We start from the raw sequence: 24,349 nt of genomic DNA, 5'->3' as shown, positions 1-24,349 counted from the left end.
GGCAGCGGTCCGTCACTCCGGCCGGGTGACGAACCCGAGTACCCGCCGCATCCTCAGACCCGTCCCGTGCGGCTCCAGATCACCCGTCACCGCCACCTCCAGCCCGCGCCGCCACGCGTGCGTGGCCTTGTCCACGTCCTCCGGACGCAGATCCACCCGGACGCTCCGCACGCGGGAGACGTCCTCGTGGAGCAGGGAACCGTAGATCGTGGCCTCCCGGTCGCCCTGCCCTCGCAGCCGGGTGACGACACCGTGCAGGACCGCCTCCGGTTCGCGGCCCAGCCGCTCCCGCAGGTCCTTCGCCCCCGCCTCCAGCACCTCCACGTGCCGGGGAGTGAGCTCCACCGGCGGCGAGGCCTGTTCCATCCGGACTTCGGGGGACCATGCGAACGCCAGGGAAAACCCGCGCCGTTCCTCACCCGCGATCTTCACCAGGGCCTCGCAGAGGTTGGCGGACAGGCCCGCCTCCGCATAGGGGGCGAAGTCGGCCAGCGAGTCATGCCGGAGGGTCTGCTCGGCGGCGGCGTAGGCGCAGGTCGCACCCGCGAACAAGGTGCGTGACACCCTGCGGGCGAACGGCTCCTGCCGCCGTGCGCCCGGCGCGTCCGCGAAGGCGTCGTCGTCGAACAGCGAGGGCTAGGACGGCCGGGGCGGGGGCGGCAGAGGCGTGTGCGCCGCGATGACGTAACTGCCCACCCGAGTCTGGTCCAGCCGTACCGCCGCCACGTGGTCCTTCACCGCCTGTGGCTTCTGACCGGGCTGCACCGGCTGCGGAGTCAGCGCGGAGGACGCCGCCGCCGTATGCAGCTCCTTCAGGCCGGTGAGCGCCGAGACGCACGTTCCGGCCCCGACCCCATGAGTGGCATCCTCCTGTACACGGCTGCCCCGGACAGTGAGGGAACGCTGGGTGGACTGGTCTCTCTCGGCCGGAGCGACCGGCTGGGCCCCGCCATCGCCCAGGCACTGGAAGAAGCAAGGCTGTGCAGCTCCGACCCCATGTGCGCTGAGCACGACGCACGTATCCACGCCCGGTTGCACGGCGCCGCCTGCCATGCGTGCTGTTCGCCGCGGAGACCTCCTGTGAACGCGGCAACCACTACCTGGACAGAGCTCTGCTGGTGGAAACACTGGCGGACGACCGCTGCGCGTTCCGGCAGTGAACAGGGGAAGTGACGGCCAGGACTCCGGTGGTCACACGAAGGCCGATGGGGCCCCCACTCGCCAAGCGGGGACCCCGGCGCAACGGGGCGTTCCGGCAGCCCGAGGCATCGGGGCGGCTCCTGACCCCTCTACCGCCCTCTTCCATGGCCTCCCCCACGCCTTGGCGCTGTTGTGCGACCGGTTGCCGGAGGAAGACATCGCAGAGTGGGAACAAGTGCTGGCACGAGCATCAGGTCCGCAAGACCCGCTGCTCAGCCGCTTCGCCGGGACACAGACCGCATCAGGTTTGCCCGACCGGCTGAGAGAGATCATTCAACTCTGGCGCACTGAATGCCCGGACCTGCCCGGCCGGGGGCTTGCTCTGGCCTTCGCCGCGGTTCGTGCGCTGCCACGGCCCGCTCGCGCGCTGCCGGTGGTCAGCGGCCCCCTCGGCCCGCTGGCTCCGGCCCGGCTGACTGCGGGAGTGGTGCTGGAAGTCATCCGTTCGGCGGCGTCCTCACTCCTGATCTCCAGCTTTGCGGCCCACGGCGCGGCCGACATCGTCGGTGAGATACGCGAGGCGGTCATCCGTGGGGTGCGGGTGGACCTGCTGCTGGAGGAGACCACCCACGCTGCGGCAGCGTTTGCCGCTCTGCCGACCGATGTACACGTGTGGCACCGAGCAACTGCGGGTGGTGTGCTCCACGCCAAGCTGGTCGCCGCCGACCGGCACACCGCCTTCGTGGGGAGCGCCAACCTGACCGACCGAGCCCTGACGGACAATATCGAACTGGGCCTTGTCATCCGGGATCCAGCCGTGACAGGACCATTGGTCGACCACTTCCGCTGGCTCATTGCCCCTGGGACGGGTTTGATGCGGCAAGCGTGAGTGCGTCTTCGCCGCCGGTGCCCCTGCTCAGCACTCGCACACGGGACAGGCTCGCGCCTGGCGGCTTCACGCGCCATCTGAGCCAGCGGCATGCATCACCGTCCCATTCCACAGCCTGCCGCCCTCCCGCACGCCCGGTCCGTCCCGCCCCACGCCCGTTTCCGGCACCGCGGCGAGGCGCCCGAGCCTCGTAGGGACCTGCCGCTGACGCGCGCAGAGATGGCACGCATCCCCTCCCACGCGGGCCGGAGCAGCGGCTCACCCATGTGCGCCGCCGGTGCTTCCAGTGGTCCGGACCAACCCCTTGCCCCTGTGCCGCCCGCGCAGCAAGCTCCCTCCATGGAGCTGGAGTTGCGGCATCTCAAGACGGTCCGGGCGATAGCCGAAGCGGGAAGTCTCACCAGGGCGGCAACGGTCCTGGGACTCGCTCAGCCCGCGCTGAGCGCCCAGCTCAGGCGCATCGAACGGGCCCTCGGTGGGGAGCTGTTCGAACGCGGGCGGCACGGCGTACGGGCCACCGCGCTGGGCGAGCTGGTACTGGAGCGCGCACGGATCGTGCTGCCCGCCGTGACCGAACTCCAGCAGGAGGCCGTCCGGTTCGCCCGTGCCCAAAGCGGCCGGGAGGCCGAGCGGCTGCGGCTGGGCGGCACCCACGGACCGTTGCTGGGCGCCCTGGTGGACCTGCTGGCCGCGACCGTGCCCGACGTCCACGTGTCGACGCAGGCCTCCTGGTCGGAGCGCGAACTCGCCGCCCTGCTCGCCGACGGCCGCCTCGACTACGCCGTCACCGGCGCCTGCGGCAACGCCGCGCCACCCGGCACCGAACACCTGACGTGGGAGGAGTTCGCCGTCGACCCGGTCTTCGTCATGCTCGCCGACGACCACCCCCTCGCCCGCACCATGGAGGTCGAACTGGCCAAACTGGCGGACGAGGAGTGGGCCTGCGTGCCCGGCGACGGGTGCTTCGCCGACTGCTTCACGGCGGCCTGCGCCCGCGCGGGGTTCGCACCCGGGCGGATGTACGAGACGGACATCGCCTCCTGTGTGCACCTGGTCCAGGTGGGCCGGGCGGTGGGCCTGTGCCGGGCCACCTTCCCGACCACCCCCGGCATCACCACCAGGCCGCTGGCCGGCACACCGCTGCAGTGGCGGCACCTGCTGGGCTGGCACCCGGCGACCCAGCGCGCCGACACCGCGGGCACCGTCCTGGCCCAGGCCCGCCGCGCGCACGCCGCCGTGGCCGCCCGCAGCGACAGCTACGCCGACTGGCTCGCCGGCGGCGGCAGACCGAGCGGGACGCTGCCGTGACCGGCACGCCGTACGCACGGCACCGCACAAGCACCGAGAAGGGCTCCCGGGCGCGCCCAAAGCCCGGACGGGCCCGTTCCATAACACCGGGCAAGGGGGTCAACCGACGTCTTACGCCGTCCGGCCGCCCCTCCCTACGGTTTCGGCACCCCCCACCGAGACCGAGGAGATCCCCCATGCTCCACAGACAGACGAGAGCCGCCTGCGCGGCGGCGGTGGCCACGGGCGCGCTGGTCCTGACCGGGCTCAGCGGACAGGCCGGCGCCGAGGCGGCCGCCCCCACCGCGCAGGCGAGGGCCTCGGCGCCGTCGGCCGCGCGGGCCCTGCACACCGCCGACGCCTCCGCCGCCGTCCTGCACGCCATGCAGCGCGACCTGGGCATCGACCGGCAGCAGGCGGAGCACCGGCTGGCGAACGAGGCCGAGGCCGGTGCCACCGCGGGCCGGCTGCGGGCCTCGCTCGGCGCCGACTTCGCGGGCGCCTGGGTGCACGGCGCGGACTCCGGCAGGCTGAGCGTGGCCACGACCGACGCCGCCGACACCGCGGCGATCAGGGCGCGGGGCGCCGAGCCCGTCGTCGTCCGCCACTCCCTCGCCGCGCTGGAAGCGGCCAAGACCCGCCTGGACCGGGCCGCCGCGCACCGGGACACCACCGACACACCCGTGTGGTACGTCGACGTACGCACGAACACGCTGGTCGTCCAGGCCGTACGGCCCGACGCGGCGCGCGGGCTGCTGTCGGCCGCCGGCGTGGACCGATCGCTCGCCAAGGTGGTGAAGTCGGCCGAACGGCCCCGTCCGCTGTACGACCTGCGGGGCGGCGACGCGTACTACATCAACGGCAACACCCGGTGTTCGATCGGCTTCCCGGTCACCCGTGGCACCCAGCAGGGCTTCGCCTCGGCCGGCCACTGCGGACAGGCCGGCTCCACCACCACCGGCGCCAACCAGGTGGCGCAGGGCACCTTCCAGGCCTCGATCTTCCCCGGCAACGACATGTCGTGGGTGGCCACTAACTCCAGTTGGACCGCGACCCCCTACGTCAACCAGAACGGCCAGAACCTCCAGGTCACCGGGTCCACCGTGGCGACGGTCGGCTCCTCGGTGTGCCGCTCGGGCTCGACGACCGGGTGGCACTGCGGCACCGTCCAGCAGCTGAACACGAGCGTGACGTACCAGGAGGGCACCGTCTCCGGTGTCACCCGCACGTCGGTGTGCGCCGAACCGGGTGACTCCGGCGGCTCCTTCATCTCCGGCAGCCAGGCGCAGGGGGTCACCTCGGGTGGGTCGGGCGACTGCACGAGTGGCGGGACGACCTACTTCCAACCGATCAACCCGATCCTGTCGAACTACGGCCTCACCCTGAAGACCACCGGCGACGACCCGGGCCCCGGCCCCGGCAACCCGGGCGGCACGTGGGCGGCCGGCACCGTCTACCAGCCCGGCGACACGGTCACCTACGGCGGCGCCACCTACCGCTGCCTCCAGGGCCACCAGGCCCAGCCCGGCTGGGAGCCCCCGAACGTCCCGGCCCTGTGGGCACGGGCCTGAGCCCGCCCCCGGCTCCCCTGCCCCACTGACAACCACGGCCACTGTCCGCCCGGGGGGCGGAAGCGGGCCCGAGGCCCCCACCCAGGGCGCCCCGGGCCCGCTCCCTCGTACGGGGCCCGGCACGATCAGGAGTGCTCGACCGTCTCGCCCTCAGGCACCTGGTAGCAGCCCGAGGTCACTTCGATACCGATGCTCGGGGTGACACGTTTGCTGTACGCCACGATCCAGACGCTCACCTTCCGGGAGTCGTTGTCAGCGACGAGGTTGAGGTTCTTGTTCGCGCTGGTGTCCCGGTACGACCGCTTGAGCACCCACCCGCCCGTACTCAGCTTCTTCTCCAGGTTCCTCATGGCTACGTCGTTGTCGGCGCCGGACTTCGGCTTGAAGTTCCACGGGTGGTAGACCTGGAAGTACCTACGGGGCTCCTTGCCCGGACAGGCCTTGACCCCCGGACCCGGCTGGGATGCACTTCCGGGAACGCCGACGAAGTCATAGATCTGGCTGGAGACGGCCTTCACCGAAGCAACTGCCTCATCGGTCGTGGCGGTGCCCGCGTCCGGAACGCCGGAGCCGGTTCCCTCCGACCCACCGGCGGCGGAGCTGGGGGCTGCTGCGGCGTTGTCATCCGTCATGTCACATCCACTGAGGAAAAAGCAGGCCAGTACGAAAGCGAGAGAGACGCCGCCCTGGCGACGCCGACGGGGACTGGAATACGGAGCGCGGAGCATGCAGGTCCTAGGGTGTCGTTCAGCAGGTCGGTGCCGATTCGATGTGCGTCTCTGCGATCGGGGTGTCAACGGGGGGCTGTGACGTCGCCGTACTCGCCGACCACGACCAGCGCCTGGTTCTTCAGGGCCGTCGTGTCTGCGTTCCAGTACTCGCTGTGGCCCTCCGATCCTTCGGTTCTTGTCGGGCCGCTGCCCTCGGTATGCGTGTTCATCTGGTGCGCGCCGAAGACGTCGTCGCTGGGGATGATGAACGTGCCACCGCCGAACTTCCACTGGCTGCCCCCGTGACCCCAGCGGCCGATGTCGGGGACGACGTCTCCGTCCGCTTCCTCGTTCCACACGTGGCCCGTGGGTACATCCATCTCGTCGGCCGAACCGACCTTGACTCCAGGGCTTCCCGCAAAGATCACGTCGTCTGCGCTGAGGTCGCCGGTCTGGGCCGCCGCCCCGACGAGGGTGGTGCCGTAGGAGTGACCGATGGCCGTGCGATGCGGATCTCCAGGGCCCGTGTGTGACACGTCGAGGCTGTCCATGAACTGCCGGTAAGCGGGCGCTCCGTCGTAAGCGTAATGTTCGAACGGGGCATCCTTGACGACGTCCTGCGGGGCGTCGTAACCGAGCCAGCTGATGGTCGACACGGACGCGTCCGGCGTGGCCTTCTGCGTCTGCCGCCACAACTGGGTCATCCGGTCGATGTCACCGCCGACCTTCCCGAGGTTCGAGGTCGTACCCGGTACGTACACCGCCTGATGCTGAGCAGTGTCCGGGTTACCGGTGGCCACGACGGCCCGGCCGTTGCCCTCGGGGCTGAAGCCGAGCAGGTACGCCTCGGGCAGTCCGCCTTCACCGGTCTGGTCGAACCGGGTTCGGATGGCATACATGCCTTCGAGCGACGAGTCCAGGTGCCGGTACTCGTCGCCGTACTTCTTGTCCCACTCCGTCCATTCGTCGGTGTGCACCTTCGACGCATACCCGCCCGCGCTGATCCACGTCCACTCGTTGACAGGTGGCTTCGGCATGGCATCGATCCGAAGCTGGTAATCGGCTTGCGTCTCGTCGAGCACCGTCCGATTCGCCCCGTCCCGCACCTTCGCCGGCAGCCCGTCCATCGAACCGATCGAGTCGGGGTGGACGGCCAGGTAGTCGGCGCGTTGGTCGTCGGTGAGGGCATGCCACCAGGCCGCGTTCTCTTTGGGGGTGCCGTGGCTGGGCGGGTGTGGGAGGGATTTCAGGTAGTCGCCGGCGCCCTTGAGTACGCCCTCGGTGTCCCTCCCGGCGTCCGCCCAGTCGTGCGCGGACACGGTGAGGTCGTCGTCGGCCTCCAGCGCGCGCAGCTTCGGCGCCCACTTCTCGTCGGCCTCGGTGGCCTCCCGGAGGGCGGTGGCGATGCGGTCGGCGATGTCCTGGGCGCGCCGGTAGTCGGGGTTCGGGTCGAAGGTGCCCGCCTGGCGGTTGATGGCAGCCACCGTGGCGTCCGTCGTGCCGACGGCCGAGCCGCCCTCGGGCGGCGCACCGTCGGTCTTGTCGCCGCCCGCCGGATAGGTCACCGAGCCGTCGGAGCCCACCGTGAAATCGGCCGCCCGCGCGTCCTCCAGCGCCGACACCAGCTTTTTCCTGGCCGTGTCCATCTCGTATGCGAAGGCGTCGAGCGCCGTGGCGACGAGCCCACACTCGACCTGGATGTAGTGGAAGTTCTGGGACAGCGCCTGGAGCTGCCCCTCCGCCGCGGTTGCGGCTTCGCCCTTCAGTGACTGCCGCATGCCCCGGGTGATCTGGTCGTCGATACGCTCCCTGGCTGACGAAGCCATGTCACTCGTGTTGCGGTATCCGTCGGCTGCGTCGGCGTACTCGGCCGGCTTGAGTGCCTTGAGCGTGGCGAGATCCATGACCGCGGGTCACTTCCCCCGGCCGCCGACGGCGGGCGTGTCCGCGTAGGCCGCCTTCAACCCGGCGATGTCGGCCGTGACCGCCTCGGCCTTGACCTGCTCCCATTCACTCCACGCCATGCGTGGCCCCCTCCCCGTGACTCTTCTCGTCGCCACCGTCGGAGCGTCGTGCCCACTTGCGGTGGTGATCGAGTACACCGTAGCGGGACCCGGTAGGGCGTCCACCACCCCCGATCGGATGGAGCCCCGCCGCCCCGGAGGAACGGACAAGCAAAAGGGCCCGTACGACCGAAGTCGTACGGGCCCTTCTGGTGCTCAGCTCACGTCAGTGCGCTGGTGCCACGGACCTGGGTCACTTGTTGATCTTGGTGACCTGGCCGGCGCCCACGGTGCGGCCACCCTCACGGATGGCGAACTTCAGGCCCTCTTCCATGGCGACGGGCTGGATGAGCTCCACCGTCATCTCGGTGTTGTCACCCGGCATGACCATCTCGGTGCCCTCGGGGAGGGTCACCACGCCGGTCACGTCCGTCGTACGGAAGTAGAACTGCGGGCGGTAGTTGTTGAAGAACGGCGTGTGGCGGCCGCCCTCGTCCTTGGACAGGATGTACGCCTGCGCCTCGAACTCGGTGTGCGGGGTGACCGAACCCGGCTTGATGATGACCTGGCCGCGCTCGACGTCCTCGCGCTTGATGCCACGGAGGAGCAGACCGACGTTCTCACCGGCCTGGCCCTCGTCGAGCAGCTTGCGGAACATCTCGATGCCGGTGACCGTGGTGGTGGTCTTCTCGGTCTTGATGCCGATGATGTCGACGGTCTCGTTGACCTTCAGGACACCACGCTCGATACGGCCGGTGACGACCGTACCGCGACCGGTGATCGTGAAGACGTCCTCGATCGGCATGAGGAACGGCTTGTCGACGTCGCGCTCCGGCTCCGGGATCGCGCTGTCGACGGCGGCCATGAGCTCCAGGACCGACTCGCCCCACTTGGCGTCGCCCTCGAGCGCCTTGAGCGCCGAGACCTTGACGACCGGAACCTCGTCGCCCGGGAACTCGTACTCGGAGAGGAGCTCACGCACCTCGAGCTCGACGAGCTCCAGGATCTCCTCGTCGTCCACCATGTCGGCCTTGTTCAGGGCGACGACGATGTACGGAACGCCGACCTGGCGGGCCAGGAGCACGTGCTCCTTGGTCTGCGGCATCGGGCCGTCGGTGGCGGCGACCACGAGGATCGCGCCGTCCATCTGCGCGGCACCGGTGATCATGTTCTTGATGTAGTCCGCGTGACCCGGGCAGTCGACGTGGGCGTAGTGACGCGCCTCCGTCTGGTACTCGACGTGCGCGATGGAGATGGTGATACCGCGCTGACGCTCCTCAGGAGCCTTGTCGATCTGGTCGAAGGCCGAGGCCTCGTTCAGGTCCGGGTACTTGTCGTGCAGCACCTTGGTAATGGCGGCCGTGAGGGTCGTCTTACCGTGGTCGATGTGACCGATGGTGCCGATGTTGACGTGCGGCTTAGTCCGCTCGAACTTCGCCTTCGCCACTGGGTTCCTCCTGTGGAGTGGTTCTGTACGCCTTACTTCATCGGCGCCAGGTGATCTTTGCTGGATGGCCCGGATCCCGGGGGCATTCCTCCCGCTTCGCTGCGGAAGAGGCGGAATGCCCCACGAGGCTCCGGAGTCAAGCCTACGGGCTGGAACTCTGGAGAGTTACTCGCCCTTGGCCTTCGCGATGATCTCCTCGGCGACGTTCCGGGGAACCTCGGCGTAGGAGTCGAACTGCATCGAGTAGCTCGCGCGACCCGACGTCTTGCTGCGGAGGTCTCCGACGTAGCCGAACATCTCCGAGAGGGGCACGAGGCCCTTCACGACACGGGCACCGGCCCGCTCCTCCATGGCCTGGATCTGGCCACGGCGGGAGTTGATGTCGCCGATGACCTCACCCATGTAGTCCTCGGGCGTGGTGACCTCGACGGCCATCATCGGCTCGAGCAGCACGGGGCTGGCCTTGCGCGCGGCCTCCTTGAAGGCCTGCGAACCGGCGATCTTGAACGCCAGCTCGGAGGAGTCGACCTCGTGGTAGCCACCGTCGATGAGGATGACGCGCACGCCCGTCATCTCGTAGCCCGCGAGGATGCCGAACTGCATGGCTTCCTGCGCACCGGCGTCGACCGAGGGGATGTACTCCTTCGGGATGCGGCCACCGGTGACCTTGTTGACGAACTCGTACGAGGTGTCGCCGCCCTCGATGGGCTCGATCGCGATCTGCACCTTGGCGAACTGACCGGTACCACCGGTCTGCTTCTTGTGGGTGTAGTCCACGCGCTCGACGGCCTTGCGGATCGTCTCGCGGTAGGCGACCTGCGGCTTGCCGACGTTGGCCTCGACCTTGAACTCGCGCTTCATGCGGTCGACGAGGACCTCGAGGTGAAGCTCGCCCATACCGCCGATGACGGTCTGGCCGGTCTCCTCGTTGGTGTGCACCTGGAAGGAGGGGTCCTCCTCCGCGAGACGCTGGATGGCGACACCCAGCTTCTCCTGGTCACCCTTGGACTTGGGCTCGATCGCGACCTCGATGACCGGCGCCGGGAAGTCCATGGACTCCAGGATGACCGGGTTCTTCTCGTCCGCGAGCGTCTCACCGGTGGTGGTCTGCTTCAGGCCCATGACGGCGACGATGTCGCCGGCGCCCACCGACTCGATCTCCTCACGCTTGTTGGCGTGCATGCGGTAGATCTTGCCGATGCGCTCCTTGCGGCCCTTGACGGAGTTCAGCACGGCGGTGCCGGACTCCAGACGGCCGGAGTACACGCGGACGAAGGTGAGCTTGCCGAGGTGCGGGTCGCTCATGATCTTGAACGCCAGCGCGGCCAGCGGCTCGTCCTCCGACGGCTTGCGCTTGACGACGACCTCGGGGTCCTTGACGTCGTGGCCCTCGATGGCCTCGACGTCGAGCGGGGTCGGCAGGTAGCGCACGACCGCGTCGAGCAGGGGCTGGACGCCCTTGTTCTTGAACGCGGTGCCGCAGAAGACCGGGGTGACCGTGGTCTCGCTGGACTTGCCGGACGCGATGGTGATGCGACGGATCGCGGCGTACAGCTGCTCCTCGGTGGGCTCCTGGCCCTCCAGGTACAGCTCCATCAGCTCTTCGTCGTTCTCGGCGACGGCCTCGACCAGCTTGCCGCGCCACTCGGCGGCGGCCTCGGTGTGCGTGTCCGGGATGTCGACGACGTCGTACATCTCGCCCTTGGCCGCCTCGGCGGACCACACGAGCGCCTTCATGCGGACCAGGTCCACGACGCCCTTGAAGTCGGCCTCGGCACCGATCGGCAGCTGCATGACCAGCGGCTGCGCACCCAGGCGGTCGCTGATCATGTCGACGCAGCGGTGGAACTCGGCACCGGTGCGGTCCAGCTTGTTCACGAAGCAGATGCGCGGCACGCCGTAACGGTCGGCCTGACGCCACACCGTCTCGGACTGCGGCTCGACACCGGCGACACCGTCGAACACCGTCACGGCACCGTCGAGCACACGCAGGGAGCGCTCCACCTCGACGGTGAAGTCGACGTGACCCGGGGTGTCGATGATGTTGATGGTGTAGTCGTTGTCCTCGAGCGGCCAGTGGCAGGTGGTCGCAGCAGACGTGATCGTGATGCCACGCTCCTGCTCCTGCTCCATCCAGTCCATGGTGGCAGCGCCGTCGTGGACCTCACCGATCTTGTACGAAACGCCGGTGTAGAACAGGATCCGCTCGGTGGTGGTCGTCTTGCCCGCGTCGATGTGGGCCATGATCCCGATGTTGCGGACCTTGGCCAGGTCAAGTGAAGTGGTAGCCATAAGGCTTCAGTCTTCTCTCGGTCTCGATGTGGGTAGCGACTACCAGCGGTAGTGCGCGAAGGCCTTGTTGGACTCGGCCATCTTGTGCGTGTCCTCGCGCTTCTTCACAGCGGCACCGAGGCCGTTGGAGGCGTCGAGGAGCTCGTTGAGCAGACGCTCGGTCATGGTCTTCTCGCGACGGGCGCGGGAGTAACCGACCAGCCAGCGCAGCGCGAGCGTGTTGGCGCGACCGGGCTTGACCTCGATCGGGACCTGGTACGTCGCACCACCGACACGGCGGGACTTGACCTCGAGGGTCGGCTTGATGTTCTCCAGCGCGCGCTTCAGCGTGATGATCGGGTCGTTGCCCGTCTTCTCACGCAGACCCTCCATGGCGCCGTAGACGATGCGCTCGGCGGTGGAGCGCTTGCCGTTGAGCAGCACCTTGTTGATCAGCGACGTGACCAGAGGAGAACCGTAGACCGGGTCGATGATGACCGGGCGCTTCGGGGCGGGGCCCTTACGAGGCATTCTTACTTCTCCTTCTTGGCGCCGTAACGGCTGCGGGCCTGCTTGCGGTTCTTGACACCCTGGGTGTCGAGCGAACCGCGGATGATCTTGTAGCGAACACCCGGCAGGTCCTTCACACGGCCGCCGCGCACGAGCACGATGGAGTGCTCCTGCAGGTTGTGTCCCTCACCCGGAATGTAAGCGGTGACCTCGATGCCGCTGGTCAGACGCACACGCGCGACCTTACGCAGGGCCGAGTTCGGCTTCTTCGGGGTGGTCGTGAACACACGCGTGCAGACGCCACGGCGCTGGGGCGAACCCTCGAGTGCCGGCGTCTTGTTCTTCTCGACCTTGTCCTGCCGGCCCTTACGGACCAGCTGCTGGATCGTAGGCACTACTTCTCCGGTTTCTGTGTGCCGATGGGTACAGCTAACCTGGAACGTCGCCGACCCACGCGGTCGGGTGTGTCGAATCCGGCGGATCTCCGCCGCGAGGCGGAAACAAGCGCAGATTGCGGTGGCCTATGACGGCTCCCTGGCGGTTGAAGGCACGCACGAGAGCCAGGGCACACCCCAGGCACAAGGTCTGAGCGTACCTATCGCATTCGCTGCGGTCAAAACAAATGGGCGGGACGGCCACCCGCGCCCGTTCCGTACCACTTTCAGCCACTTCCCGCATGCGGTGCGTCACGGGCCCGGCGCGCCGTTCCCCGCCGCGCCGGGGCGGGCGGCACCGGAGCCGCCGGCGTCGGCAGCCGGCCCCGGCAGCCGGGGGCCCGCTGCTGGTCCGCTGCTGGTCCGGCAGGACCTTCACGGCCTTCAGCACGTCCGCGGCGCCCCGGCCGGATGGCTGGAAGCCGCAGCGGCCTGCGCGGGGCGGCGCGGTCCGACAGGCGCCATAGCGGCCCGCACCAGACCCTCGCAGAGCATCCCTCGGCTCCCACCGCCCCCACACGCGCCGAAGGGCGGCCACCCCGTCGGGGTGACCGCCCTTCGGTCATGCGATCGCTCGCTTACTGGTTGTACGGACCGTAGTCGTAGTCCTCCAGCGGAACGGCCTGGCCGGAGCCCGTGCCGAACGGCGAGTAGTCGATGTCGTCGTAGCCGACGGCCGAGTACATCGCGGCCTTGGCCTCCTCGGTCGGCTCGACCCGGATGTTGCGGTAGCGGGACAGACCCGTACCGGCCGGGATGAGCTTACCGATGATGACGTTCTCCTTGAGGCCGATGAGGCTGTCGGACTTGGCGTTGATCGCCGCGTCCGTCAGGACTCGGGTCGTCTCCTGGAAGGAGGCGGCCGACAGCCAGGATTCCGTCGCCAGCGAGGCCTTGGTGATACCCATGAGCTGCGGACGACCGGAGGCCGGGTGACCGCCCTCCTGGACCACACGACGGTTCTCGTGCTCGAACTTCGAGCGCTCGACCAGCTCGCCGGGCAGCAGCTCGGCGTCGCCGGACTCGATGATCGTCACGCGGCGGAGCATCTGCCGGATGATGATCTCGATGTGCTTGTCGTGGATCGACACACCCTGCGAGTTGTAGACCTTCTGGACCTCGCCGACCAGGTGGACCTGGACGGCACGCTGACCCAGAATGCGCAGCACGTCGTGCGGGTTGGTGGCACCCACGGTGAGCTTCTGGCCCACCTCGACGTGGTCGCCCTCGCCGACCAGCAGACGGGCGCGCTTCGAGATCGGGTACGCCGTCTCGTCGCTGCCGTCGTCCGGCGTGACGACGATCTTCTTGGTCTTCTCGGTCTCCTCGATCCGGATGCGGCCGGAGGCCTCGGAGATCGGGGCGACACCCTTCGGGGTACGGGCCTCGAAGAGCTCGACGACACGGGGCAGACCCTGGGTGATGTCGTCACCGGCCACACCACCGGTGTGGAAGGTACGCATCGTCAGCTGGGTACCGGGCTCACCGATGGACTGGGCGGCGATGATGCCGACCGCCTCACCGATGTCGACCAGCTTGCCGGTGGCGAGCGAACGGCCGTAGCACATCGCGCAGGTGCCGACGGCGGACTCGCAGGTCAGGACCGAGCGGGTCTTGACCTCCTCGACGCCGTGCTTGACCAGCTCGTCGATGAGCACGTCACCGAGGTCGGTACCGGCCGGGGCCAGCACCTTGCCGTCGACGACGATGTCCTCGGCGAGGCAGCGCGCGTACACGGACGTCTCGACGTCCTCGGCCTTGCGCAGCACGCCGTCGGCGCCGCGCTCCGCGATGTGCAGCTTGAGGCCGCGCTCGGTGCCGCAGTCCTCCTCGCGGATGATGACGTCCTGCGAGACGTCCACCAGACGACGGGTGAGGTAACCCGAGTCGGCGGTACGCAGGGCGGTGTCCGCCAGACCCTTACGGGCACCGTGCGTGGAGATGAAGTACTCCAGCACGGACAGGCCCTCACGGAACGACGCCTTGATCGGACGCGGGATCGTCTCGTTCTTCGCGTTCGACACCAGACCACGCATACCGGCGATCTGACGCATCTGCATCATGTTGCCTCGTGCACCCGAGTTCACCATCATGAAGATCGGGTTGGTCTTCGGGAAGTTGTCGTTCATCGCCTCGGCGACCTCGTTGGTCGCCTGGGTCCAGATCTGGATGAGCTCCTGCGTGCGCTCTTCCTTGGTGATCAGACCGCGCTCGTACTGCTTCTGGACCTTCTCGTCCTTGGCCTCGTAGCCGGCGACGATCTCCTTCTTCGCGTCGGGGACGACGACGTCGGAGATGGCGACGGTGACGCCGGAGCGGGTGGCCCAGAAGAAGCCGGACGCCTTCAGGTTGTCGAGCGTCGCCGCCACGATGACCTTCGGGTACCGCTCGGCGAGGTCGTTGACGATCTCGGAGAGCTGCTTCTTGCCGACCTCGTAGTCGACGAACGGGTAGTCCTCGGGCAGCAGCTCGTTGAAGAGCGCGCGGCCCAGCGTCGTCTGGAGGCGGAAGGTGTCACCCTGCTGCCACTCCGGCTCGCCCTCCTCGCGCGCCGGCGGGGTCCAGCCGCGCGGCGGGATGGTGCCCACCGGGAAGCGGATGTCCACCTTCGACTGCAGCGACAGCTCGCCGGCGTCGAACGCCATGATCGCCTCGGCCGCGGAGCCGAAGGACCGGCCCTCGCCCTTGACGTTGCGCATCTCGCCGTCGGTGGTGAGGAAGAACAGACCGAGGACCATGTCCTGGGTCGGCATCGTCACCGGACGGCCGTCGGCGGGCTTGAGGATGTTGTTCGAGGACAGCATCAGGATGCGGGCCTCGGCCTGCGCCTCCGCGGACAGCGGCAGGTGCACGGCCATCTGGTCACCGTCGAAGTCCGCGTTGAACGCGGTGCACACGAGCGGGTGGATCTGGATGGCCTTGCCCTCGACCAGCTGCGGCTCGAAGGCCTGGATGCCGAGGCGGTGCAGCGTGGGCGCACGGTTCAGCAGCACCGGGTGCTCGGCGATGACCTCTTCGAGGACGTCGTACACGACCGTGCGGCCGCGCTCGACCATGCGCTTGGCGCTCTTGATGTTCTGCGCGTGGTTCAGGTCGACCAGGCGCTTCATCACGAACGGCTTGAACAGCTCCAGCGCCATGGCCTTCGGCAGACCGCACTGGTGCAGCTTGAGCTGCGGGCCGACGACGATGACGGAACGCGCCGAGTAGTCGACTCGCTTGCCGAGCAGGTTCTGACGGAAGCGGCCCTGCTTGCCCTTGAGCATGTCGGACAGCGACTTCAGCGGACGGTTGCCGGGGCCCGTGACCGGGCGGCCGCGGCGGCCGTTGTCGAAGAGCGCGTCGACGGCCTCCTGGAGCATGCGCTTCTCGTTGTTCACGATGATCTCGGGCGCGCCGAGGTCGAGAAGCCGCTTCAGGCGGTTGTTGCGGTTGATGACACGGCGGTACAGGTCGTTCAGGTCGGAGGTCGCGAAGCGGCCACCGTCCAGCTGCACCATCGGACGCAGGTCCGGCGGGATGACCGGGACGCAGTCCAGGACCATGCCCTTGGGGCTGTTGGAGGTCTGCAGGAACGCGGAGACGACCTTCAGCCGCTTCAGGGCGCGGGTCTTCTTCTGGCCCTTGCCGGTGCGGATGATCTCGCGGAGCTTCTCGGCCTCCTCGTCGAGGTCGAAGGACTCCAGGCGCTTCTGCAGCGCCGCGGCACCCATCGAACCGTCGAAGTAGGTGCCGAAGCGGTCGCGCAGCTCGCGGTAGAGCAGCTCGTCGCCCTCCAGGTCCTGGACCTTGAGGTTCTTGAACCGGGTCCACACCTCGTCGAGACGGTCGATCTCGCGCTGCGCGCGGTCGCGCAGCTGCTTCATCTCACGCTCGGCACCCTCGCGCACCTTGCGGCGCACGTCGGCCTTGGCGCCCTCGGCCTCCAGCTCGGCCAGGTCGGTCTCGAGCTTCTTGGCGCGGGCCTCCAGGTCGGCGTCGCGGCGGTTCTCGACCTGCTGGCGCTCGACGGAGACGTGGGCCTCCAGCGAGGGCAGGTCGCGGGTGCGGCGCTCCTCGTCGACGTACGTGATCATGTACGCCGCGAAGTAGATGACCTTCTCCAGGTCCTTCGGGGCGAGGTCGAGCAGGTAGCCCAGGCGCGACGGGACGCCCTTGAAGTACCAGATGTGGGTGACGGGGGCGGCCAGCTCGATGTGGCCCATCCGCTCACGGCGCACCTTGGCACGCGTGACCTCGACGCCACAGCGCTCGCAGATGATGCCCTTGAAGCGGACGCGCTTGTACTTGCCGCAGTAGCACTCCCAGTCCCGGGTGGGGCCGAAGATCTTCTCGCAGAAGAGCCCGTCCTTTTCCGGCTTGAGGGTGCGGTAGTTGATGGTCTCGGGCTTCTTGACCTCGCCGTGGCTCCACTGACGGATGTCGTCAGCGGTGGCCAGACCGATCCGGAGCTCATCGAAGAAGTTGACGTCGAGCACTATGCGTCAATCCCTCTCAGGGTTGTAAGTCTGTGGTCTGAAACGGGGGCCTGGGGGTCGGCAGGGGCCTCACTCATCGGCGAGGCCCCTGCCGGACTCCCGTCAGACCTCTTCGACGCTGCTCGGCTCGCGCCGGGACAGGTCGATGCCGAGCTCCTCCGCGGCGCGGAAGACATCCTCGTCGGTGTCACGCATCTCGATGGACATGCCGTCCGAGGACAGCACCTCCACGTTGAGGCACAGGGACTGCATCTCCTTGATGAGCACCTTGAAGGACTCGGGGATGCCGGGCTCAGGGATGTTCTCGCCCTTGACGATGGCCTCGTAGACCTTCACGCGGCCGGTGACGTCGTCGGACTTGATGGTCAGCAGCTCCTGGAGGGCGTACGCGGCGCCGTAAGCCTCCAGCGCCCACACCTCCATCTCACCGAAGCGCTGGCCACCGAACTGGGCCTTACCACCCAGCGGCTGCTGGGTGATCATCGAGTACGGACCGGTCGAGCGGGCGTGCAGCTTGTCGTCGACCAGGTGGTGCAGCTTCAGGATGTACATGTAGCCGACCGAGATCGGGTCCGGGAACGGCTCACCGCTGCGGCCGTCGAACAGCCGCGCCTTGCCGGTCGGGAGCACCATGCGCTCGCCGTCCCGGTTCGGGATGGTGTGCTGCAGCAGACCCGCCAGCTCGTCCTCGCGGGCACCGTCGAAGACGGGGGTCGCGACGTTGGTGCCGGGGTCGACCTGGTCGGCGCCGATCACCTGGAGGCGCTGCGCCCACTCCTCCGCGAGGCCGGAGACGTCCCAGCCGCGGCTGGCGAGCCAGCCGAGGTGGATCTCCAGGACCTGTCCCGGGTTCATTCGGGACGGGACACCCAGCGGGTTGAGGATGATGTCGACCGGGGTGCCGTCCTCCAGGAACGGCATGTCCTCGATCGGGTTGATCTTGGAGATGACGCCCTTGTTGCCGTGGCGGCCGGCGAGCTTGTCACCGTCGGTGATCTTGCGCTTCTGCGCGACGTACACGCGCACCAGCTGGTTCACACCGGGGGGAAGCTCGTCGCCCTCCTCGCGGTCGAAGACGCGCACACCGATGACCTTGCCGGTCTCGCCGTGCGGCACCTTCAGCGAGGTGTCGCGGACCTCACGGGCCTTCTCGCCGAAGATCGCGCGCAGCAGGCGCTCCTCGGGGGTCAGCTCGGTCTCGCCCTTGGGCGTGACCTTGCCGACCAGGATGTCGCCGGCGATGACCTCGGCGCCGATGCGGATGATGCCGCGCTCGTCGAGGTCGGCGAGGACCTCCTCGGAGACGTTCGGGATGTCCCGGGTGATCTCCTCGGGGCCGAGCTTGGTGTCACGGGCGTCGACCTCGTGCTCCTCGATGTGGATCGAGGAGAGGACGTCGTCCTGCACGAGGCGCTGCGACAGGATGATCGCGTCCTCGTAGTTGTGACCCTCCCACGGCATGAACGCGACCAGCAGGTTCTTGCCGAGCGCCATCTCGCCGTTCTCGGTGGCCGGACCGTCGGCGAGGACCTGGCCCTCGATGACGCGGTCACCCTCGTTGACGATGACCTTCTGGTTGACCGAGGTGCCCTGGTTGGAGCGGGCGAACTTGTGCAGGCGGTACGTGATGTACGTGCCGTCGTCGTTGGCGGTGGTGATGTAGTCGGCGGAGACCTCCTGGACCACACCCGCCTTCTCGGCCTTGACCACGTCGCCGGCGTCGACCGCGGAGCGGTACTCCATGCCGGTGCCGACGAGCGGGGCCTCGCTCTTGATGAGCGGAACGGCCTGGCGCATCATGTTCGCGCCCATGAGGGCACGGTTGGCGTCGTCGTGCTCCAGGAACGGGATCATGGCGGTCGCGACCGACACCATCTGGCGCGGCGAGACGTCCATGTAGTCGACGTCCTCGGGGCTGACGTAGTCGACCTCGCCGCCGCGGCGGCGCACCAGGACGCGCGCCTCGGCGAACCGCAGGTCGTCGCCGAGCGTGGCGTTGGCCTGCGCGATGACGAAGCGGTCCTCCTCGTCGGCGGTCAGGTAGTCGACCTCGTCGGTGACCTGGCCGTCGACGACCTTGCGGTACGGGGTCTCGACGAAACCGAACGCGTTGACCCGGCCGTAGGAGGCGAGCGAGCCGATCAGACCGATGTTCGGGCCTTCGGGCGTCTCGATCGGGCACATGCGGCCGTAGTGCGACGGGTGCACGTCACGGACCTCGAAGCCGGCCCGCTCACGGGAGAGACCACCGGGGCCGAGCGCCGACAGGCGGCGCTTGTGGGTGAGCCCCGACAGCGGGTTGTTCTGGTCCATGAACTGCGACAGCTGGCTGGTGCCGAAGAACTCCTTGATGGAGGCGACGACCGGCCGGATGTTGATCAGGGTCTGCGGCGTGATCGCCTCGACGTCCTGGGTCGTCATGCGCTCGCGCACGACGCGCTCCATACGGGCGAGACCCGTACGGACCTGGTTCTGGATCAGCTCGCCGACGCTGCGCAGACGGCGGTTGCCGAAGTGGTCGATGTCGTCGGTCTCGACGACGATCGTGCCGCCGTTGTCCCCGGCGGTCTCGGTCTCACCGGCGTGCAGCTTCACCAGGTACTTGATCGTCGAGATGATGTCCTCGACGGTCAGGATGCCCGCGTCCAGCGGAGCGTCCGCACCCAGCTTCTTGTTGACCTTGTAGCGGCCGACCTTGGCGAGGTCGTAGCGCTTGGGGTTGAAGTAGAGGTTCTCGAGCAGCGTCTGCGCGGCCTCGCGCGTGGGGGGCTCGCCCGGACGCAGCTTGCGGTAGATGTCGAGGAGCGCGTCGTCCTGGCCCTGGGTGTGGTCCTTCTCCAGGGTGGCGCGCATCGACTCGTACTCGCCGAACTCCTCGAGGATCTGCTCGTTGGTCCAGCCGAGCGCCTTCAGCAGTACGGTGACCGACTGCTTGCGCTTGCGGTCGATGCGGACACCGACCATGTCGCGCTTGTCGATCTCCATCTCCAGCCAGGCACCCCGGGACGGGATGATCTTGGCGGAGAAGATGTCCTTGTCGGACGTCTTGTCGATGCTCGAGTCGAAGTAGACGCCGGGCGAGCGGACCAGCTGCGAGACGACGACACGCTCGGTGCCGTTGATGACGAAGGTGCCCTTGTTCGTCATGAGCGGGAAGTCGCCCATGAAGACCGTCTGGGACTTGATCTCGCCGGTCTCGTTGTTGGTGAACTCGGCCGTGACGAAGAGCGGGGCGGCGTACGTGAAGTCGCGCTCCTTGCACTCGTCGATGCTGTTCTTCGGGGGCTCGAAGCGGTGGTCGCGGAACGTCAGCGACATCGACCCGGAGAAGTCCTCGATCGGGGAGATCTCCTCGAAGATCTCCTCCAGACCGGACTTGGTGGGGACGTCCTGACCGGACTCCAGAGCCGCCTCGACGCGAGCCTTCCACGCGTCGTTGCCGAGCAGCCAGTCGAAGCTCTCGGTTTGCAGCGCGAGAAGGTTCGGAACCTCGAGGGGCTCCTTGATCTTTGCAAAGGAGATGCGCAGCGGGGCGGTGCTGGCAGCATTGTTCGTATTCGCGGTCGAGGCATTGCGCGAGGCGGCCAAGAGGGGGTCCTTCCGAGGGCTCGGACTCACTACGCGCGTACCGGCCCCTCTTCCGCGCACCGGGACAGACGGTTCTGAAATGACCAAGAGGCCAGGTCAGGTGCGGTCCGGTCGTCGATGCTCGGGCGAGGGCATGCCCCTGGTGACGGGCAGGGGACAGCTAACAGGCAGCGCAAAGGGTCAGTGTAGCCACTTGGCCCACTGATGTCCAGTGCCGGTTTTCCGGAACCCTCGTCGTCGTCACCGCCTACGGCCTGCCACCCTCAACGCACGTTGATACTGCCCTCTTCGCCGTCGATCCATGCCTCGGATTCGGATCGTTGTGACGACGCGTCCTGAGAATTGCGCGCTGCGTGCGGTTCGTCAAGGCCCCCTATACCCGAACCGGATGCTGCCATCGTCACTCGCGGCCAGTCTCCGGGGGCCTCTCGAGGCCGAACGAAGATCACCATACCCCTCCCCGTCACGGGTGCAAGGCCGCCACAGCCACCCCCCGGGAACGCCGAAGAGCGACCACCCGGATGGATGATCGCTCTTCGGTGCGTTCGCGTTACAGCCCTGTCAGGCCGCGTTCAGCGCGCAGGAGAGTCCGCAGGGGACTCGTCGGGTCACTTGACCTCGACGGAGGCGCCGGCGCCCTCGAGGGACTCCTTGGCCTTGTCCGCGGCCTCCTTGTTGACCTTCTCCAGGACGGGCTTCGGCGCACCGTCGACCAGGTCCTTGGCCTCCTTCAGGCCGAGGGAGGTCAGCTCGCGCACGACCTTGATGACCTGGATCTTCTTGTCGCCGGCACCGGTGAGGATGACGTCGAACTCGTCCTTCTCCTCGACGGCCTCGGCGGCGCCACCAGCGGCACCACCGGCGACGACGACCGGCGCGGCGGCGGCGGCGGTGACGTCGAACTTCTCCTCGAAGGCCTTCACGAACTCGGAGAGCTCGATGAGGGTCATCTCCTCGAACTGGGCGAGGAGGTCTTCCTGGGTGAGCTTCGCCATGATGGGCGATCCTTCCACTGATTCGGCAGGTGCCGGATGTACTGGGTGTGGCGGGCGTACGTCGGCCCGCTGCGACCCGTGCCGCCTAGACGGCCAGGGTCAGAAAGCGAGCCGAGTTACTCGGCACCGCCCTGCTCGTCCCGCTTGGCACGAAGAGCGTCCACGGTGCGGACGAGCTTCGAGGGAAGCGCCTGGAAGAGCGAAGCAGCCTGGGACTGCTTGCCCTTGAAGGCACCCGCCAGCTTGGAGAGCAGAACCTCGCGGGACTCGAGGTCCGCAAGCTTCTTGATCTCGTCGGCGGACAGCGCCTTGCCGTCAAGGACACCGCCCTTGATGACGAGATTCGGGTTGTCCTTGGCGAAGTCACGGAGACCCTTCGCCGACTCCACCGGGTCACCGGTGACGAAGGCGACAGCCGTCGGACCGTTGAACAGGTCGTCCAGCGTGGTGATCCCGGCCTCGTTGGCCGCAATCTTGGTCAGCGTGTTCTTCACCACGGCGTACTGGGCGTTCTCACCGAGCGAACGGCGCAGCGTCTTGAGCTGCGCCACGGTGAGACCGCGGTACTCGGTCAGCACGGCAGCGCTGGAGTTGCGGAACTGCTCCGTCAACTCCGCCACTGCGGCAGCCTTGTCGGGCCTCGCCATAGAGCCTCGGCCTCCTTCCGGGTGATTCTGACCGCGCGGACCCGAAGGAGGACTGGGGAAAACGAAACGCCCCGGCGCAGGCGCTCGGGGCGGACTCGACCGGCCGCACGCATACCTCGGGCATGCGCACTCCGGGAGTACTTCCACAGTCACCTGCGCGGGTCGTCCGCAGTTTCAGCGGATCCTTCGGCCACCGCGCCCTCATGAGAGCGCACGGCAACGACCAGCGGTCTTTGGCTTCCGTAGGAGAGTACGGGAACGGGCCGCCGCGGAGCAAATCCGCCCCGGCGGCGCACGCTCAGCCCTGGCCGCCGCCCTTCATCATCTCGGCCAGGTCGGCGACCTGGCCGGCCGGCGGCGCGGTGACCTTCACGGGCTTGTTCGTGTCCAGGAAGGTGATGGTCATGTCCAGCGGGCCCTTGGTGGCGTCGCCGCGCATGCGGAACTGCTTGGTGTGGTCCTGGCCGTCGATCCAGGCGTCCATGGTGACCTTGTCGACGCCCATCTGCTTGTACTGCGCGAGGCTCTTCTCCCGGGTCTTGGCGGCCTCCGGGCTCTCGCCCTTCTGGGGCTTGCCGAGATCGGAGAGGGCGACGGTGCCCGCGTAGTGCGTGGTGGCGACGCCGTCCACGGACTCGGAGCCGACCTTGTGCAGGTCCTTGGCCCCGGTGAGGAAGGTGGACTCGGTCGCCGGATTCTGGTCGGCCTGGGCGGCGCCGCTGCCCAGCTGGTCCATCTGCTTGCCCGCACCCGTCGAGGACAGGTCGAACTTCAGCCAGCTCTTGCCGCCCATCTCCTTGGCCGCCTCGGCGCCGCCGTTGAGGTACATGACCTTGTCGACGAGACGGATCTCCACGGAGCCGGCGGAGGCCTGGTCGGGCAGCGTCATCTTCATGTCCATGGCCACCGTGGGCTTCATCTGCATCTGCGCCTCCGCCTTGACGCGGCCCTGCTCGGGGACCTGGCCGGTCATGCGGTAGTGCAGGGAGGTGATCGCCTGCGAGTTCTCGGCCGCCTTGGCGACGGCCGCCGCGGGCGTGAGCCGGGGCGACTCGGCGGCGGACCCGCCCTTCCCCGTGTCCTTCGCGCCGTCCTTCGAGTCCCCTCCCGAACAGCCCACCGCGCCCGCGGCGAGGAGCAGTGCGGCCACGGAGGCCGTCAGGGCCCTGCGGCCCGTGAGGGCGCGCGCGGGCGTGCGGGGCGCGGCGGGCGTACGTACAGAGGTGTCCATGGTTCCCCCCAGGGAGCAGACGGTTCTCACACAGCTGGGACGTGAGCCTATCCGAGCCGTGTTCTGGTCGTCTTGGGTGTTTCTTGACCCGGATCGGGCGTTTCCTGACTCAGGACCTGCCGGCGCCGGCGCCCTGGGACGCCATCAGCTCCTTGAAGTCCGCCGTGTCGCTCTTCGGCGGCGCGGCGACCGAGACCTTCACCCCGTAGTCGCGGTAGGTGGCGGTGCTGGTCATGGCGCCGTTCGTCGTGTCGGCCGTCTCGACCTTCTTGACCAGCAGGTTCTGGTCGTTGACCCAGAGGTCGACGGTGTCCGTGGTGATGCCGGACCTGCTCAGCTGCCGCTTCATGTCGGCGAGCTGGGCGGCGGTGAGGCTGTGGCTGCTGCGGGCGGCGATGTCCGCCACGTTCACGGTGCCGTGGTAGTGCGTGGTGTGCTCGCCCGCGATCCGCTCCTCGCCGGCCTTCCTCACGTCGCCGGAGGCCAGGAGCAGTTTCACGGACTGGTTCGGCGTGTTGTTCTGCATCTGGTCCTTGAGGTACGCGCCGGAGCCGCCGCCGAGCTTGGCGAGGTCCTCGTAGCCGTACCGCAGCCAGTGCTTGCCACCGCTCGCCTGCTCGGCGAACTTCTCGCCCATCCGGGCGTAGTAGGCGTCGGGCAGGTAGCGGGCCTGCATCGACGTGGTCCCCGTGGCGCGCATCGTGTCGGCCACGGTGCCGCCGGTGTAGGTGAGCGTGAGCGCACCGGACAGGCCGTGGGCCCAGGTGAGGGTGCCGCTCCCCTTCATCGACATCAGCGTGCCCATGCTGACCGTCATGTCGACACGGGCGGAGTCCGCCTTGTCGGTGGAGGCGGCGGCGGTGCGCAGGGCCGTCAGCGGGCTGACGTGCGTGACGCCGCCCTGTCCTGCCCGCGAGGCCGCCTTCCCGTCCTTGCCCGAAGCCCCCGAGCCGCTTCCCGAGCCGCAGGCGGCCACACCCGCCAGCGCGGCCGTCACCGCGATCGCGAGCGTCGTACGGCGCACGGTCGTGCTCTTCATTCGTCCCCACCCCTATGCGGTTGCTGTGCCCGGCACGCTAGCGCAGGCCACCGACAGCCGTCCGGACGGGCGGACGGTTCGGGCCGCGCGGACCGGACCGGTCACCGGG

General features: G+C 68.3%; 16 protein-coding genes. 3 read left to right on the top strand and 13 right to left on the bottom strand.

All coding sequences use genetic code 11. The annotated features are described in order from the left end of the window. Positions 1 to 12 precede the first annotated feature (12 nt). Complete coding sequence (locus ACFC02_RS12540) at positions 13 to 564, bottom strand: hypothetical protein (RefSeq protein ID WP_376355743.1); 552 nt, start codon at positions 562 to 564, stop codon at positions 13 to 15. A gap of 757 nt (positions 565 to 1,321) precedes the next feature. Here ACFC02_RS12540 and drmC point away from each other — a divergent pair. The 3 genes from drmC (at position 1,322) to ACFC02_RS12525 (ending at position 4,887) form a co-directional block, all read left to right on the top strand. Next, on the top strand, positions 1,322 to 2,029 hold the full coding sequence (drmC, locus tag ACFC02_RS12535; RefSeq protein WP_376355741.1) for a DISARM system phospholipase D-like protein DrmC: 708 nt from the start codon (positions 1,322 to 1,324) through the stop codon (positions 2,027 to 2,029). Positions 2,030 to 2,368: 339 nt separating this feature from the next. After that, on the top strand, positions 2,369 to 3,337 hold the full coding sequence (locus tag ACFC02_RS12530) for a LysR substrate-binding domain-containing protein (RefSeq protein WP_376355739.1): 969 nt from the start codon (positions 2,369 to 2,371) through the stop codon (positions 3,335 to 3,337). Positions 3,338 to 3,513: 176 nt separating this feature from the next. After that, positions 3,514 to 4,887, top strand: coding sequence for an alpha-lytic protease prodomain-containing protein (locus tag ACFC02_RS12525; RefSeq protein ID WP_376355737.1), 1,374 nt, complete (start codon positions 3,514 to 3,516; stop codon positions 4,885 to 4,887). 125 nt (positions 4,888 to 5,012) lie between these two features. On the opposite strand, the gene ACFC02_RS12520 is transcribed toward ACFC02_RS12525, so the two are convergent. The 12 genes from ACFC02_RS12520 to ACFC02_RS12465 all read right to left on the bottom strand — a co-directional run bounded on the left by ACFC02_RS12520 (position 5,013) and on the right by ACFC02_RS12465 (position 24,240). Continuing rightward, entirely contained in the window at positions 5,013 to 5,519 is a 507-nt protein-coding gene (locus ACFC02_RS12520; protein ID WP_376355735.1) for a hypothetical protein, read from the bottom strand. A gap of 161 nt (positions 5,520 to 5,680) precedes the next feature. Further along, positions 5,681 to 7,501 carry an alpha/beta hydrolase gene (locus tag ACFC02_RS12515; RefSeq protein ID WP_376355733.1) on the bottom strand — a complete coding sequence of 607 codons (1,821 nt, stop codon included), beginning with the start codon at positions 7,499 to 7,501 and terminating at the stop codon, positions 5,681 to 5,683. A gap of 352 nt (positions 7,502 to 7,853) precedes the next feature. Continuing rightward, positions 7,854 to 9,047, bottom strand: a complete 1,194-nt coding sequence (gene tuf / locus ACFC02_RS12510) for an elongation factor Tu (RefSeq protein ID WP_360971977.1) — start codon at positions 9,045 to 9,047, stop codon at positions 7,854 to 7,856. Positions 9,048 to 9,212: 165 nt separating this feature from the next. After that, complete coding sequence (gene fusA, locus ACFC02_RS12505; RefSeq protein WP_376355730.1) at positions 9,213 to 11,339, bottom strand: elongation factor G; 2,127 nt, start codon at positions 11,337 to 11,339, stop codon at positions 9,213 to 9,215. Between the two features lie 39 nt (positions 11,340 to 11,378). Continuing rightward, positions 11,379 to 11,849 (bottom strand): 30S ribosomal protein S7, encoded by a 471-nt coding sequence (gene rpsG / locus ACFC02_RS12500; RefSeq protein ID WP_003992340.1) that lies wholly within the window; start codon positions 11,847 to 11,849, stop codon positions 11,379 to 11,381. A gap of 2 nt (positions 11,850 to 11,851) precedes the next feature. Continuing rightward, complete coding sequence (gene rpsL, locus ACFC02_RS12495) at positions 11,852 to 12,223, bottom strand: 30S ribosomal protein S12 (RefSeq protein WP_003948652.1); 372 nt, start codon at positions 12,221 to 12,223, stop codon at positions 11,852 to 11,854. A gap of 617 nt (positions 12,224 to 12,840) precedes the next feature. Continuing rightward, the gene (locus ACFC02_RS12490) at positions 12,841 to 16,740 is read right to left on the bottom strand and encodes a DNA-directed RNA polymerase subunit beta' (protein ID WP_376355727.1); all 3,900 of its coding nucleotides are present in this window, start codon (positions 16,738 to 16,740) and stop codon (positions 12,841 to 12,843) included. A gap of 102 nt (positions 16,741 to 16,842) precedes the next feature. After that, the gene (gene rpoB, locus ACFC02_RS12485) at positions 16,843 to 20,328 is read right to left on the bottom strand and encodes a DNA-directed RNA polymerase subunit beta (RefSeq protein ID WP_376355725.1); all 3,486 of its coding nucleotides are present in this window, start codon (positions 20,326 to 20,328) and stop codon (positions 16,843 to 16,845) included. 608 nt (positions 20,329 to 20,936) lie between these two features. Continuing rightward, complete coding sequence (gene rplL / locus ACFC02_RS12480; protein WP_376355723.1) at positions 20,937 to 21,323, bottom strand: 50S ribosomal protein L7/L12; 387 nt, start codon at positions 21,321 to 21,323, stop codon at positions 20,937 to 20,939. 116 nt (positions 21,324 to 21,439) lie between these two features. Next, positions 21,440 to 21,970 carry a 50S ribosomal protein L10 gene (gene rplJ / locus ACFC02_RS12475; RefSeq protein WP_360971967.1) on the bottom strand — a complete coding sequence of 177 codons (531 nt, stop codon included), beginning with the start codon at positions 21,968 to 21,970 and terminating at the stop codon, positions 21,440 to 21,442. A gap of 298 nt (positions 21,971 to 22,268) precedes the next feature. Further along, entirely contained in the window at positions 22,269 to 23,201 is a 933-nt protein-coding gene (locus ACFC02_RS12470) for a DUF1396 domain-containing protein (RefSeq protein WP_376355720.1), read from the bottom strand. A gap of 109 nt (positions 23,202 to 23,310) precedes the next feature. Beyond that, on the bottom strand, positions 23,311 to 24,240 hold the full coding sequence (locus ACFC02_RS12465; RefSeq protein WP_376355718.1) for a hypothetical protein: 930 nt from the start codon (positions 24,238 to 24,240) through the stop codon (positions 23,311 to 23,313). Between the last annotated feature and the right edge of the window lie 109 nt (positions 24,241 to 24,349).

It is taken from the genome of Streptomyces sp. NPDC056160 (genome assembly GCF_042268205.1).
Taxonomy (GTDB): domain Bacteria; phylum Actinomycetota; class Actinomycetes; order Streptomycetales; family Streptomycetaceae; genus Streptomyces.
The sequence above is the reverse complement of the archived record's forward strand: the minus strand, read 5'-3'. Positions and strand labels throughout refer to the sequence as shown.

Coding starts and splice junctions, on each gene's coding strand:
- ACFC02_RS12530 (WP_376355739.1), top strand. CDS start 2,369: ATGGAGCTGGAGTTGCGGCATCTCAAGACGGTCCGGGCGATAGCCGAA.
- ACFC02_RS12525 (WP_376355737.1), top strand. CDS start 3,514: ATGCTCCACAGACAGACGAGAGCCGCCTGCGCGGCGGCGGTGGCCACG.
- ACFC02_RS12520 (WP_376355735.1), bottom strand. CDS start 5,519: ATGACGGATGACAACGCCGCAGCAGCCCCCAGCTCCGCCGCCGGTGGG.
- ACFC02_RS12515 (WP_376355733.1), bottom strand. CDS start 7,501: ATGGATCTCGCCACGCTCAAGGCACTCAAGCCGGCCGAGTACGCCGAC.
- fusA (WP_376355730.1), bottom strand. CDS start 11,339: ATGGCTACCACTTCACTTGACCTGGCCAAGGTCCGCAACATCGGGATC.
- rpsG (WP_003992340.1), bottom strand. CDS start 11,849: ATGCCTCGTAAGGGCCCCGCCCCGAAGCGCCCGGTCATCATCGACCCG.
- rplL (WP_376355723.1), bottom strand. CDS start 21,323: ATGGCGAAGCTCACCCAGGAAGACCTCCTCGCCCAGTTCGAGGAGATG.
- rplJ (WP_360971967.1), bottom strand. CDS start 21,970: ATGGCGAGGCCCGACAAGGCTGCCGCAGTGGCGGAGTTGACGGAGCAG.
- ACFC02_RS12470 (WP_376355720.1), bottom strand. CDS start 23,201: ATGGACACCTCTGTACGTACGCCCGCCGCGCCCCGCACGCCCGCGCGC.
- ACFC02_RS12465 (WP_376355718.1), bottom strand. CDS start 24,240: ATGAAGAGCACGACCGTGCGCCGTACGACGCTCGCGATCGCGGTGACG.